Genomic DNA, 14973 nt, shown 5'->3' on the forward strand with positions numbered 1-14973 from the left:
TTAGCTTGGGGATTAGGTAAATGTTTTATCCCCTCTACTCTCTTGCTTCTTCCTGTTTCCTATTTCTCTTGAAATACTTAGGAACAAAAAATTAATACACGAGCGTCTATCTTTACATCTACATAAGAAGATATACCAGCAAGAAGTCCCAAGTAATTTTATTTGGGGAATAATTACGGAATTTATCTTATTTGTTAGGTATTAATTTTTGATCATTGCAATACTGAACTCTAGACGCTGATGTCAGCGTTTTATCTTAGGAATTATGCTGCCAATTTATCGTTATACTAAACAGGCTCAAATTATTACTGCTTTAATTTTGACTGGCATTCTATCCGTTGGTAGTGGGTTGACACTTATAAAAAACGCCAGTGCTTCATCTATCGATTTTTCAGCAGAAACACCCAATGAACGCCTCAAACAAAATGTTCCAGCGAACCGCTTACCGCGCCTTGTAGCTAATGCTGTGTTGCGGGATTTATCAAATAGAGCAGGAATTTCTTCCCTCTTTTTGAAAATCACTGATTATCGTCAACAAACTTGGCGCAATGGTTGTTTAGAACTACAGCGACCGGATGAACTCTGTTCTCAGGCTTTAGTTCCAGGTTGGCGAGTTGTAGTTTCTCGCGGTAAACAAACCTGGATTTATCACACCAATCAAAATGGTTCTGTAGTCAGGCTAAATGAACGAGCTAACACAGGTAGATTACCCCAAAATGTGAGAAATGCTGTATTAGCACAGGCGCGACAAATCTCAGGATTACCAACTAGGGCTTTGAGTATTGTGGAATTTCAACCGACTAACTGGGTTGAAGGTTGTGAAGTCTCCACTTTTCCCAATCCTTGCGATCAGATTTTAGTCTCTGGTTGGCAAGTAACTGTAGGTGCGGGGAATCAACGTTGGGTATTTGTCAGTAATGAAAATGGTGATAGAGTCCGGTTAGCAACTGGAAGTAATCCAAGTGCAAATTTACCAACATCGATTATAGATGAAGTGTTAGCGGATGCTTCCAACCGCAGTAGAACCAAGATTGCAGTCAGTTCGAGAAATATTACCCAAGCAGAACGGGTAGTTTGGAGCAATGGCTGTCTAGATTTAGATGGGGGCGTTTGTACTTTCGCTCAGGTACCTGGTTGGCGTGTTACTGTCACCATAGGCCGGGAAAAGTTTGTTTATCACACCGACAATAACTTTTTAGTCAAGTTCAATCGAGCTGCTAGCACAACTACTGGTAATGTTGGCTCTGTGCAACCAATACCTATTTCTGAAAGTGAATTACCGCCACCCTTAGATAGGAATGTGGTCTTTCGCTCAATTGCGAGTGGTGGTTTTACTGGGAGAACCTACGAGACAATTTTGCTCAATGATGGGCGATTAATTCGTGTGCAGATTGGTAATATTAATAATTCTGAGCGTAGTGTCCGCCGTCTGAGTCGCCAAGAATTACAGCAATTTCAGCAGTTGCTACAACGTTATAGAGGCGAATTTAATAATCTGCGCTACCCCGCACCCAGAAGCGGTGCTGATTTCAGCACTTACACTCTCACTAGCCAAGAGGGTACAGTCGAATACAATGATCTTTCCGTAAATAGCGTACCGAGAAATTTACAAGCTGTCATTACCGCATGGAATCAAATTAACGATACCCCAATCTCAGATAATGGTAATCTCAACCCTGTAGCGATTCGTCCCAGTGAGTTACCACTACCTTTAGATCAAGGTGTAGTATTTCGAGAAATTTCTAGCGGTGGCTTTGCGGGTAGAACCTACGAAACAGTATTACGTGATGATGGTTTGTTAATCCGTGTGCGGATTGGCGACGCTAATGATTCTGAGAGGAGTGTGCGCCGTGTTCCTGTGCAGCAAGTACGTCAATTCCAACGGTTGCTGGAACGCAGATCACAGGAGTTCCAAAATATTAACTATCCAGCCCCTAGAGGTGCTGCTGATTTTATTACCTACACTCTGACCAGCGAAGACGGTACAGTACAGTACAACGATATTTCTCAGAATAACTTGCCGCAGGATTTACAGGGAGTGGTGCAAGTTTGGGGGGATATAGTGGGGAATAGGTAATGGGTAATTGGTGATAGTCGTTCGTCAATTTTTAGAGCTATCTATGGGAAAAATTTACGGTTGAAGCCCATTTCTTCGGGAACACCAAAAAAATCAATTAGCCGAAATTGATGGTTTGGTAGAGTGCGTCAGTATGAATAATTTCTGAGTATAGTTAGGTTTTATCGCACTGACGCACGCTACATCTTGAAAATTTTTTATCTGGAATTCCCTTAGTCTATCTGTCATGAGTTCATCATAGTTGCCCATCTAGTAAATTTCCTCACAAGTTCCTCATCTTTCTCGTTGAGAATAATTTGCAGTTAATCTCAACGAGAAATTCCTATGGATTGTCACAAATGTAAATCTCAGGGTAAATCTTGTAAAAAGCGATCGCCTAAATCGTTATTTTTTCCCAAAAATCAGCAACCATTTACTCAGGACGTTTCCCACAATCCCCAAATTGCTTTGGTAGGAATGCCCAATGTTGGTAAGAGTGTGTTGTTCAATACACTGACGGGAATTTATGTCACAGTCTCTAATTACCCTGGCACAACTGTAGAAGTAAGTCGTGGGCTGGCGCAGATTGGGGAACAAAGCATCACAGTCATTGATACACCAGGAATGTATTCACTACTACCCATTAGTGAAGAAGAAAAAGTTGCCAGAGATTTATTGCTTCTAGAACCTGTAGCGGCTGTGGTTCATGTGGTAGATGCGAAGAACTTGGGAAGAATGCTGCCTTTGACTTTTCAATTGATAGAAGCTGGTCTGCCGATTTTACTCGCCGTCAACATGATGGATGAAGCCCATCGTTGGGGGTTGGATTTACAACCAGACTTACTGGAGATGGAATTAGGGATTCCAGTAGTTTGTATGGCGGCTGCTTTGAACCAAGGTATAGATGAATTGCGACACAGGATAGCCTCACTCCTCCCAGTTCAGGTTGCCATGATACCAGCGTAATACCAATTCAAAATTCAAAATTCAAAATTCAAAATTAGGGAAGCCAAACAGAATAAGGGTTTTAGATTGTGTATCTGTCGCATTTTTTTCAAATTGGCGTAAGTATTTGAGATCAGGAGAAAAGGGCATGATTAGCCAAGTTATCTATCCAGAACCAATTGAAGCAGCGATCGCTCAATTAGAATCGTGGTGGCAGACATTGGGGAATCGCTATTTATTTCATAATTACTCACTATCACCTCGTAGCCTGGCTTTATTACTGTTACAGAAAGACCCAGGATTATGGCAAATATTACAACAAGACCAAGAACAGTGTCGTCATCTGGAAGTTTTGATTACTGTTACCCAAAATCAACTTCATCAGCCTTTGGGACTAGCGATCGCCAATACTCGTCAAAGTCAGGCTCGGACAATAGAAAGAGCAGTTTTGCATGAAGCCAGAGAAGCGCGATCGTCAATTACAGAAACAATCCACAAACTCACAGTCAATCCTATTACTGGCTTCCCTATTCTTGTCGTTATTCTTTATTACGGAGTTTACAAATTTGTCGGTGAATTTGGTGCAGGGGAACTAGTGGATCGCATCGAAAGCTTTTTTGAATCACAAATTAACCCATTAGTCAACCAAGTCACGGCACAAATCATTCCCTGGCGACCAATTCAAGACTTGATTGCTCATGACTATGGCATTATCACCTTGGGAATCCGTTATGCTACAGCGATCGTTTTACCTGTAGTTGCCACTTACTTCTTGATGTTCTCGTTACTAGAAGATAGCGGCTATCTCCCACGTTTATCTTTGATGCTGGATCGCTTATTCAAATCCGTTGGTTTATCTGGTCGTGCGGTAATTCCGATGGTATTGGGCTTGGGGTGCGACACAATGGCAACAATAGTCACCCGCACCTTAGAAACCAGACGTGAACGATTAATTGCCACCTTTTTACTTTCCCTAGCCATACCTTGTGCAGCACAGTGGGGTGTAATTGTAGGACTACTGGCTCAAAAACCAGCCGCCTTAATATTTTGGGGAGGCTTTATCACCGCCATCTTCCTAGTAGTTGGGTATCTCACCGCCAGATTGTTACCTGGGACTTCCGGCAGGTTTTACATGGAAATTCCCCCTTTACGTTTGCCCAAATTACGGAATGTGTTCACCAAAACCTGGGTGCGGATGAAGTGGTATTTCTTAGAGGTATTACCCTTGTTTATCTGGGCATCTGTGTTGATTTGGGTGGGACGTTTAACCGGATTATTTGACGTAATTATTCGTGCAATTGAACCTCTCACCTTGGCTTTAGGAATGCCAAAACAAGCAGCGCCCATATTTCTCTATGGCTTCTTCCGTCGAGATTATGGTGCAGCCGGACTGTTTGATTTGCAGCAACAGGGAAGCTTGACAGGTAATCAATTAGTGATAGCTGCGATCGTTCTGACTTTATTTTTACCTTGTATTGCCCAATTGCAAATGCTGATTAAGGAACGGGGAACTAAAACTACTTTGGCAATAGTACTGTTTATTTTTCCCTTCGCCTTCCTCATGGGATATGTCGTCAACCTCGGCTTAATATTATTCGGAGTGAACTTTTAATATGAACGCCTTATCAACAGTTAAAGTCGGTCAACCACAAACGGTAGTAAGTTTACGAACTCAAGATCAGGCCGTACTACAAAAGCTGATGGCATTCGGGATTTTACCAGGGAGCAAGTTGGTGCTAGAGCAACGCTTTCCATCCTATATCATCATGGTTGGCAGAACCCGCACCGCCTTGGATCGAGAAACAGCACAATGTATTTTTGTGGAATCTCGCAATTGATTACTTTTGAGCAACCTTGATCGCAGATGTCTGTTCTGCTGATGATCTTACAGTGTCAGCTCGTAAAGCGCGGAACATCCCAAATCTACAGAGTCCTGTACCGAATGCCAGCCTCATCAGTAGTAGGGTAGGCACTTCTCGCAGAGATTTAATGAAACCAGATAGACCAAAACGCACTAATCCTTCTGGTCTAACTATTCCTTGCCAGATAGAATCAAGCCAAGAGGGGAGTGTTTGTTTCGTCCAGTCTGCGGTGATTACCTCCCCTTCTACTAATCCCGTCGCTGCCAAAAGCTCAGAAAAGCCTTCGATGCTGGAAAAAGCTGGATGAGACCACTGATCTAGTAGTTGCTGCATTACTGGTTTCTCCCAAAAATTGAGGGGTTTTTGGCGATCGTCTCGCTGATTCCAGTCGGCTAAAACCATGATTCCACCAGGCTTTAGTACCCGCATCAATTCTTTGGCAAAAATGGCTTTATCTGGCATATGTGGGCCAGCTTCAATTGACCAAACTACATCAAAACTATTATCTGGGAAGGAAAGCGCCATTGCATCATCCACCAAAAACTGTGCATTCAGTTCCTGTGGTGTTAACTCTTGAGCGCGTTGGACTTGTTGGGGGCTGATGGTGATACCTGTAACGGCAAATCCATAATCCCGTGCCAAAATGCGACTACTACCCCCAATTCCACAACCAACATCTAACAAGGTAGTACCAGGGGGTAGTTTATCCAAACCACCCCAACGCACCATTTCATGGACAAAATCAGATTTAGCCACCAGAAAATCCTTTCTTTGAGGTGGCGAACCATAATGACCTAAATGGATATGTTCGCCCCAGTAAAACTCTAAAATACCGTCTTCAGTCCACTGGTCGTAGGAATTGGCTACGGAGTTAGATGATTGATAACGTCTAGCAGTAATGAGATATAACGCGATCCCTGCTGTCAATAGCGTTAAGAAAAATACCAGTGTAGAAAACAACCAACTCATGAAAATAGAGCCTTAATATTTATATACAATTTTATCCCATTACTTTCTTCCTAGACTTTAACTATTAACATCTACCTCATTACTTAGAATTGTACGTAGGGTGGGCATTGCCCACCCTACAGATACTGAGAATTTTACGCGCAAGCGCAGGCTACGGCAACAGAAATCAAATCGGATTCCTATATATGTTTTCCCTGTTAGTTATAGCTAGAAACACACTTAAGACGGGAATAATAAAGTGTCTGTACATACTAAATAGTTAGAAATACAATGCAACCCCAAAGTACTGCTGTGATCTTGATTGGTTATCAAAATGACTACTTTGCAGCCGATGGTATTCTACATAATGTCATTGAGGAATCCTCAAGAGCCACCAAAGTATTAGAAAACACGGTTGAGCTTGTAGGATGTTTGCTACAGATTCCAGTATTGATGATTGCCACACCGATTTTTTTTACGCCAAACTACCAGGAATTGGTTGAACCTGTTGGCATTCTTAAAACTATCAAAGAAGTTGGGGCTTTTCAAGCTGATACGAAGGGATCGCAGATGATTGATGAGTTGCTACCCTTTTGCAGCAAAATTCTCGAAGTTCCTGGAAAACGAGGATTTAATGCTTTCATGAATACTAACTTAGACATGATTCTCCATGAAAAAGAGATTACTCATGTAGTTATAGCTGGTGCAGTCACTTCGGTTTGTATCGATTCTACAGGTCGTTCTGCTCATGAAAAAGGTTACCAGGTGGTTATTTTGTCTGATTGCACTTCTGCTCGCACGGTGTTTGAGCAAGAATTCTACCACACTCATGTCTTCCCCTTATACGCCGATACAATTAACCACACCGAGCTACTTCAGCGTTTGACGAGTACAGTATAATGTCAGATTTTAGCAATGAATTGCATACACAGATTCAGTACAGTTTGATTGAGAAATTGTCTGAATCCGAACGGCGTTACCGGGAATTAGTGGATAGTCTGCGCGAAATTGTGTTTAAATGCGATCGCTTGGGTAATCTCAATTTCCTCAACCGAGCCTGGACAAATACCCTTGGTTATGGGATAACAGATGCCATCGGTAGTGCTTTAAGCAATTTCATTGACTTGGATGATCAGTACTTGTGGTCAGAAACTCTAGAAAAATTACAAACCGGAGTAGAGGTTTGTCAAAAACTCCGCTTTTACCATCAAACTGGTGCAATTGTTTGGTTGGAACTATCTGCTCAACCTCAAAGTGAAACAGAATTCTCTGGCTCACTGATCAATATTACTGATGTCTACGACGAGCTTCGCTTACGCAAACACGCAGAAGGATTACTGAAGCAAACAAATGAGGAATTGGAAGCTAGGGTAGAACAACGAAATATTGAGCTAATTCAAGCTAATCACGACCTAAAAGTTACCCTTGATAAACTCAAATATACTCAGGCTCAACTGGTGCAAACTGAAAAAATGTCGAGTTTGGGGCAATTAGTTGCAGGGATTGCTCACGAAATTAATAATCCAGTTAACTTTATTTATGCTAATCTCACCCATGCATCTGAATATACACAAGTCTTATTAAAAATCTTACAACTTTACCAGCAAACCTATCCAGTTCCCTCGCTGCACATTCAAAAAGCAATAGTAACCTGGGATTTGGACTTTATTAAAAAAGATTTGGGTAAGGTACTGGAGTCGATGCAAGTTGGCAGCGAACGCATTAGAGAAATTGTGCTGTTACTGCGAAATTTTTCTCGGTTGGATGAAGCAGAAATCAAAATTGTTGATATTCACGCAGGTATCAATCACACAATCACGTTTCTGCATCACCGCCTTCAAAATGAGTCTGCAAATAGGGTAATTCAAATAATTAAAAACTATGGATTAATTCCCCAGGTAAAGTGCTATCCCGCGCACCTAAATCAAGTATTCATGAATATTTTAAATAATGCAATTTATGCTTTAGACGAGAAAATTACTGATTTCTCAATTATTCACAGTCCTCAATCTCAACCCTTCGTTCCTACTATTTGGATTAAGACTGAGATCGTTGATGAAACTTGGCTTAATATTTGCATTAAAAACAATGGTGGGGGTATTCACGAATCGGTAATTTCCAAAATATTTGATCCGTTCTTTACAACAAAACCTGTTGGTAAGGGAACTGGACTTGGTTTATTTATTAGTTATCAGATTGTAGTAGAAATGCACCAAGGTAACTTAATATGTAACTCCAAAACAAGCCAAGAAACGGAATTTTGCATCCAAATTCCCATCTAATAGAACTATTGCCTTTAAAAGGTTGACTAATGCTTATGTCTTGTTTGCTATGCACCATTGTTTGATTAGCATATACGTGAAATGGCTTGTCGCTAGACCGCATCATCTCCGCCCAGGCCACAGCCTCACCATCCGGCGTATACACGACCTCACCCAACATCTCAATCACAATCCTGTTTTTCCTCGCCCACTCAAACCAAGCGAACGCTCCAGACCTAGCCTGAGCCTGTGTGGACTCCGGCTTCCTACCTTCCTTTCTGCGCCACCCTGCGGGTGCGGGTAGCCGCAAAGCGTCTAATGTGTGATAAACATCATCCCAATATGGTTCGGATAAGCTCTTGAAGCAGAGGAGGTAGGGGAGGAAAGGAGGTTATTTTCATAATTTTTCTCTTCCCCTGCCTGCCTTAACCCAGAAATCCCTTAACCGAACCGTATTGGACATCATCCCGCATTTATGCAACGTCGAATTTTGCTTAACTAGGACAGAGTTTCTGTTCGTTAGGCGTAACATTGGGATTGGTGTTGAGATAATCCTGTAGCCAGTTGCAAGCAGACATGACTAGAGTATTCATCTGGGAAGTTTTGGCTTGCTGGCTATCAAAACGCCAAATTTTGGTGGTAGTGTCTAAACTGCCGGAGATGAGAGTTTTACCATCTGGGCTGAAAATTGCACTCATGACTCCGGCTTGATGCTGGGGTAGGGTGGTTAACAGGTGACCATCAATTTGCCAAATTTTTACTGTTTTATCTTCGCTGGCTGATGCAATGTAACGACCATCAGGAGAGAAGCTACTACTATAAACTACATTACTATGGCCTGAGAAAGTATGCAGTAGATGACCGTCATGACTCCTCCAGAGTTTGACGGTTTTGTCGGCGCTAGTTGAGGCAAGCATACTACCATCAGGATTGAAGTTGACGCTGTATACTAAGTCATTATGGGCTGGCAAACTTTTAATTAAGTTGCCGCTAAAACTGTCCCAGAGTCGGATAGTTTTGTCAGCACTAGCAGAGGCGATAATTTTACCATCGGGGCTAAAACTGACCCAAAATACTTCGTCTGTATGACCCTTGAGGGTTTTTTTAAATTTACCATCGCTCACATTCCAAAGTTTAACTGTGTTGTCCCGACTGGCGGAAGCGAGGGTTTTACCATCAGGGCTAAAATTTACTTTGTTGACTTCGTTGTCATGTCCTATGAGTGTTTTTAAAGCTTTACCATCCCTAACACGCCAAATTTTCACAGTTTTATCGGCGTTGGCGCTAGCTATTAAATCACCTTGGGGTGTAAAACTAATACCATAAATTGCTTTGTTCCCTGGTAGGGTTTTTAGTAAACTACCATCTTGACTGTGCCAAAGTTGAATATTGCCATCTGCACCGGCTGTAGCAATGATACTACCGTCATGCAGGAAACTGACCGCATAAACACCGCTATTGCCGGCGAGAACTTCTAAGGGAGATATCAAGGGACGCTGCCAAAGTCTGATGGTGTTGTCTAAACTAGCGGAAGCGATGATGTTACTATCAGGAAGAAAATTCACAGCATAAACACCACCGCTATGGCCTGTAAAGGTTTCTAGTTCGATGCCGTGACGGTTCCACAGTTTGATAGTGTTATCTCTACTAGCAGAGGCGATCGCTTTACCATCTGAGCTAAAATTAACATCCCAAACTGAATCATTGTGACCTTTTAGGGTTTTGACCAATTTACCATCAGCGATGCGCCAAAGTTTGATGGTTTTGTCCGCACTAGCGGAAGCGAGAGTTTTACCATCAGGGCTAAAACTGAGGCTATTTACCCAATCTTGATGTCCATTGAGGGTTTTTAATAATTTCCCATCCTGGCGATGCCACAGTTTAACGGTTTTATCTTCGCTACCGGCAGCAATAGTTTGACCATCAGGACTGAAACGCACGGTGATAACTCCAGCACTATGACCAGTGAGGGTCATTAAGAGTTGACCAGATGTAGTATCCCACAACTTGATGCTGTGATCACTACTGGCAGAGGCGAGATTTTTACCATCTGGACTAAAATAGACATTATTGACTGTTTGCTCATGACCTGTGATGGTTTTGAGTAGGGTTCCATCACTGGTTTGCCAAAGTTTAATGGTTTTGTCACTCCCCCCGGAAGCAATGGTTTGACCGTCGGGAGAGAAACTGACACTATAAACAGCATCTTCATGTCCGTTGAGAGTTCTGAATAACCGACCGTCTCGACTCCAAAGTTTAATAGTTTTATCTAAGCTACCAGAGGCGATAGTTTGACCATCCCGACTGATACTAATACTAATCACGCCGTCCTTATGTCCTTCTAGCCTGTTACGTTCCTGCATCTCAAACAAGGCTTGTTGTAAGGTAGTGACAGTTGCTAATTTGAGATTATTGGGAACTGCTATCACATGATTAACCTGTTGTGCAGCTTTGAGACTGGCAATAAGTGCTGCTAATTGTTGATGAGATAACAAATTTGCCTGGGATGAAGAATTTAACGCCGCAATTTCCCTAAATTGGGCTTCCCTACCTTGCCAATAAGCTAAACCCCCAAAACTCACAGATGCAATACCTAAAACACTCAAGGCGACTACAGCCCTTTGTGCTTGTTTGAGGCGATTTTTTGCTTGTAATTGTTGATGCTTGCGTTCTGCTAAACAAGCGCCTATAAATTCTTGCACATCCGCCCCTAGTTCATCAGTCCAGTAAATATAAATGTCTTCGGCTTCCGCTAACCTAGCACCTTGTAACAAAAAGTCTGCTTGTTTGCCGCTTTGTTGCCACAACTGACAAGCATGATTAATTTGCCTTTGTTTACGCAAGCGATCGCGGTTTTCTTCTAACCACCAGCGCAAAGTTGACCAATGACGTATTAAAATTTCGTGGGCGACCTCTACTGTCACGAAGGGAGTGGAGAGATTAGGGGGAGTGGGAGAGAAACTTTTACCTTGTGCTTCTATCTCTGCTTCTAGGTTAATTACTACTAATTTGGCGTTAGTCAAAACATTGAGAGTTTGTTCTACTAACCCAGCCGGATATTTTTTAACTATTAAATCTGACTTATATATGCGTCTTCTGGTATCTTCTGTACCTTCCCCTAACTGAGTTAATGAAAGAAAAATCCACTTCGCACATTCTTGTAGTTGTGGTGGTAAACTTTCATAAACCCCTTGACACGATCGCTCTAATGCTCCTTTAATTCCCCCTAGTTGTTCTTGATAGCTTTGTAGAGTTAATTTACCAGCCGTTCGTTGTTGCCATAACTGTTCTAAAACAAATTCCAGTAAAGGTAAATCCCCCACGGATTGATTTAACTCCCGTAACAGCACTTCCACCAGTTCCGCTTCCACCTGCAACCCTACCTGCTGTGCTGGGTGGAGAATCACCCGCCGATAATCATCCAAACTCAGTTTTGGGGGAACTAACACACTAGCTACCTGTAACGCCTCAGCTAAAGCTGGTACTTCCAAACAAGGAGCGATAAAATCAGCCCTTAAAGTAATAATTAATTTAAAGCGATCGCCTGCATACTGTACAGCCCCCAATAATAATTCTAGAAATAACTCCCTATCTGGTGTTGGCGCAAGGGTAAATAATTCCTCAAACTGGTCTATTACCAACACCGTCACCCCCTGGGGAAGGCTACGCAGCCAGTAAACAAAACCCTCCACTCCTTGATGTAACATTCCCTCAATCAAAAGATGGGTTTCTCCCCATTCCCCCAACTTCCTGGCTAAAGCCTCCAAAGGATTGACACCAGGACGAATAGTTTTTATCCCCCACTGTTCACTATTGGGGATGTGTTTCCCTTGTCGCAGTTGGGGAATAAGTCCAGCTTGCACTACGGAAGATTTACCACTACCAGAAGCGCCGATAACAGCGAGAAATGAATTATCCCGCAGATGATGAATTAACTGCTGGGTGACGGTTTCTCTCCCGTAAAAATAGGCTGCGTCTGCTTCCGCAAAAGCATTTAAACCCATGTAAGGACACACCCCTAAATCCAAACCGCTTGTCCGTTGGCTTTTGTGTGTGTTGTTAGTCAAAATTTCGATAATTCCCTGGGTTCCTGATAGCCAGACGTAGAGAGGGGTTTTACTATCCGCTAAAGATAATTGTAATTGAGCGATCGCTCCAGCCGCAGACAAACCATCTCCTTGAGCAGATGCAGTCAAGGTATCAAGGAATTTCTGGGCAAAATTTTCTGGTGCTTCTGGAGGTGAGGCGCAAGCAATTAAACATTGTCCGTGATGAGATTCAATTTGTAAGTCTTCTATCCAATCCCCTAACGAAGCAGTCCCTAGCGGACAATCCAAGATAATTACCTGTTGGCTAGTGCATTGGCGTAACTGTTGTTTTAACCAGGAACGTTTGATGCAGATATCCTCTCCCAGTCGTAGCCATTCCCCAGCTTCGCTTTCCTCAATGCGTCCCCGCAGATATAACAAAGTTAATTCTGCTTGGGGTTGTTGCCAATGACGAGCGATCGCTGCTTTAATATCCTCAGATGATGTTTTAGTAGCTGGCAAATACTCAACCGCAAAATCTCCCGTACTACCAAGAAGTTTACTAATATCTAAAGTAATTTTACTATTTGATAACCCCTCCACTACTATCCCCAAGCCACGATACACCCCTGGGGCGTTTTTCTCTAATCTTTTCCCTAAAATTAATTCCCCCACTCCCTCCACAATTCTTTTAGGAGTTTGCAAGGGATATTCATTATAAAGTTGCGTGTCACCCTTCCCCCGTTTCTGCTGATTAATTAGCCGTAATTGTTGATTAGTTTTATCGATATATTGCAGGGTTTGGTGATATACATAACGATATAAGCCATCCAAATAAATCAAGCCTTGACTATCTACCGCCTCGCCTTGCAAACCCCGTATCAAATAATATGTAAATACCCCATGTCCCAATTCGGGAAATTCCCAGGATTGTTGGTTATTGTCACAAGAAAGTAAAGCATAAAAACCTTTACTCTTAGCCGCGCTTTGTTGTAGTAGCTCAACTAATTGCAGTGTTACTCCCCTAAGAGACATTCCCCCACTATGACAAGCATCTAACCACACTAGCTGATTCTGTACCCCACTCTTACCCAAAATTTGCAATATTTCTTGTAAAGCTAAACCTGTATTTTGCAAATTTGATTTTTGCGTATCTACCAAACATAAAAATACTTCTTGTGTCGTGGGATCTACTACCCCGTGACCAGAAAAATAAAATAAAATCGTATCAATGGGGGATACATGAGACGTGATATCTCGTAGGCTATGACGGACGTTAGTTAAAGATGGTGGTTGTGGTGCAAAGTCGTGATACACGTTGACAATCTTTTGGGTAAATTGAGTAGCTGCTTCAGTTAACGCCTCAGATAAACCCTGACAATCTATGGCTGAGTAATTCAGGTTGGGTAGGTATTCGTCCTGATATTGATTTACTCCCACCATCACTAACCACAACTTGGGGACGTTGGTTTGTTTGGTATGAGTTGTACGGCTGGTGGAAAGACCAATTGGTGGCATTTTTTACACAAAAGTAGCTTGGATAATGGGTAATTATAGAACTTACGCACTCAAGTTGACAGTTGACAGTTGACAGTTAACGGTTAACCGTCAACTGTTTACTCTTGGTGTTATGCAAAGATTGTTCCTAAAAGCAATGTGATCGTCATTCAATTAATCAATATTCAACATTTATAAATAGAAATCAATCATCCTAAAATCTATTTCTTATGGCTTATTCCTTAAGGAATAGACTTTAGATATAGTCAAGAATAGCAAGTAAACCCGCTAATTTATTCTCTGCTGAAAGTGATATAAAAATGTCAAAACGTAACGTTATGTAGCGCGTTGTTTTTTTTTGAAAAAAATAACTTATATTACTAGATAGTCAAGCAATTATCATAGTTAAGACTCTTCATCAAAGAAGGGAACAAAAGACCCCTGCAACTAAGCATTAACAGTTTCAGGTGCGCTCTAAATACCCTTTTTTCTTATTTGCTGCTGTTCCCTGTTGACTATTGCCTGTTCCCTGTTCCCTCTTTATATAGTCGTTGATTTAATGTAATTGCTTGGTATTAACAACTGCATTAAAGACTTTTTGATCATGTTTACAACTAATAAATTGACCAGAACTTTTGCTTGTGCATCGGTAACACTTGGTGTTGCGATTGGTGCAAGTATGTCTGCTTCTCCCGTTCAGGCTGGAACTCTTAACTGGAATGACGGAACTAGCAACTTTTTTGAACAGGTAAGTCCTGTTCTTGGGGATACTTTTTCCGTCACTTTCTCTCCTGCATCACTTGGAGGATTTGCGTCGATTTTTCAAGCCAATGGTGAGTTTGCATCAGCTTTCTCCTCAATTCCGCCAAACCCTCCTGTGTTTCGCTCAATCCTGCCACCAGACTCTGCGGTGGGAAACTTTTTGTATGCGGGTACTAGTGGCGCTAAGTTCATATACGAACTCACTAATGATTTAGTGTTTCAGTTCGATGCGGACAATAATGGTGCTTTTGATCCGCTTCAAGATGTGAGCGTGAAATATGCAAAAGACTCTAAATTTCTCGGTACTTTTGCTGGTGGAGGTGTGGCATTTGAGTTAGATTGGAAGGCTCCGGCTTCAGTGATTAGCATTCAGGGAGTCAATTACAATCCAAGTCGACTTCAATTAGGCTTTCAGGATCTTCCAGGAGGACAAGGAGGGGGATATAGCGGTGTAGCCCAAGTCTCTACTCCCGAATCTGGTTCTATTCTGGGGTTTATCGCCCTTGCTGGTTTAGGACTTGTATCTAAGGTCAGAAAAGAGAAAACACAGTCACTGGCGTGTGCAAGACACCAGTAACTGTTTCGTTAACTAAGTGTGACTAAAAGTTAGAGCT

At 42.1% G+C, this 14973-nt stretch carries 9 protein-coding genes; 7 read left to right on the forward strand and 2 right to left on the reverse strand.

Annotation, left to right across the window (positions count from 1 at the left end; genetic code table 11):
• Nucleotides 1-265 precede the first annotated feature (265 nt).
• From ACN222_RS10555 to ACN222_RS10570, 4 genes are all read left to right on the forward strand, one after another.
• Nucleotides 266-2077, forward strand: coding sequence for a hypothetical protein (locus ACN222_RS10555; protein WP_010996275.1), 1812 nt, complete (start codon nt 266-268; stop codon nt 2075-2077).
• 324 nt (nt 2078-2401) lie between these two features.
• Nucleotides 2402-3022, forward strand: a complete 621-nt coding sequence (locus ACN222_RS10560) for a FeoB small GTPase domain-containing protein (RefSeq protein ID WP_010996276.1) — start codon at nt 2402-2404, stop codon at nt 3020-3022.
• A gap of 127 nt (nt 3023-3149) precedes the next feature.
• Nucleotides 3150-4613 (forward strand): ferrous iron transporter B, encoded by a 1464-nt coding sequence (locus ACN222_RS10565; protein ID WP_010996277.1) that lies wholly within the window; start codon nt 3150-3152, stop codon nt 4611-4613.
• Nucleotide 4614: 1 nt separating this feature from the next.
• Nucleotides 4615-4839: a FeoA family protein gene (locus ACN222_RS10570; protein WP_010996278.1), complete on the forward strand. Its 225-nt coding sequence runs from the start codon at nt 4615-4617 to the stop codon at nt 4837-4839.
• Here ACN222_RS10570 and ACN222_RS10575 read toward each other — a convergent pair whose 3' ends face one another.
• Entirely contained in the window at nt 4840-5832 is a 993-nt protein-coding gene (locus ACN222_RS10575; protein ID WP_010996279.1) for a methyltransferase domain-containing protein, read from the reverse strand. It abuts the gene before it with no gap.
• 270 nt (nt 5833-6102) lie between these two features.
• Here ACN222_RS10575 and ACN222_RS10580 point away from each other — a divergent pair, with 270 nt between their 5' ends.
• Nucleotides 6103-6711 (forward strand): cysteine hydrolase family protein, encoded by a 609-nt coding sequence (locus ACN222_RS10580; protein WP_010996280.1) that lies wholly within the window; start codon nt 6103-6105, stop codon nt 6709-6711.
• On the forward strand, nt 6711-8093 hold the full coding sequence (locus ACN222_RS10585; protein WP_010996281.1) for a PAS domain-containing sensor histidine kinase: 1383 nt from the start codon (nt 6711-6713) through the stop codon (nt 8091-8093). The genes ACN222_RS10580 and ACN222_RS10585 overlap by 1 nt, the downstream gene beginning before the upstream one ends.
• 473 nt (nt 8094-8566) lie before the next feature.
• Here the strand turns inward: ACN222_RS10585 and ACN222_RS10590 are convergent, their stop codons facing one another.
• On the reverse strand, nt 8567-13618 hold the full coding sequence (locus ACN222_RS10590; protein ID WP_010996282.1) for a caspase family protein: 5052 nt from the start codon (nt 13616-13618) through the stop codon (nt 8567-8569).
• A gap of 601 nt (nt 13619-14219) precedes the next feature.
• On the opposite strand from ACN222_RS10590, the gene ACN222_RS10595 reads away from it, so the two are divergent.
• On the forward strand, nt 14220-14936 hold the full coding sequence (locus ACN222_RS10595) for a hypothetical protein (RefSeq protein ID WP_231865528.1): 717 nt from the start codon (nt 14220-14222) through the stop codon (nt 14934-14936).
• Nucleotides 14937-14973: the final 37 nt, after the last annotated feature.

The organism is Anabaena sp. FACHB-595 (assembly GCF_048568275.1).
In the GTDB taxonomy this organism is placed as follows: domain Bacteria; phylum Cyanobacteriota; class Cyanobacteriia; order Cyanobacteriales; family Nostocaceae; genus Trichormus.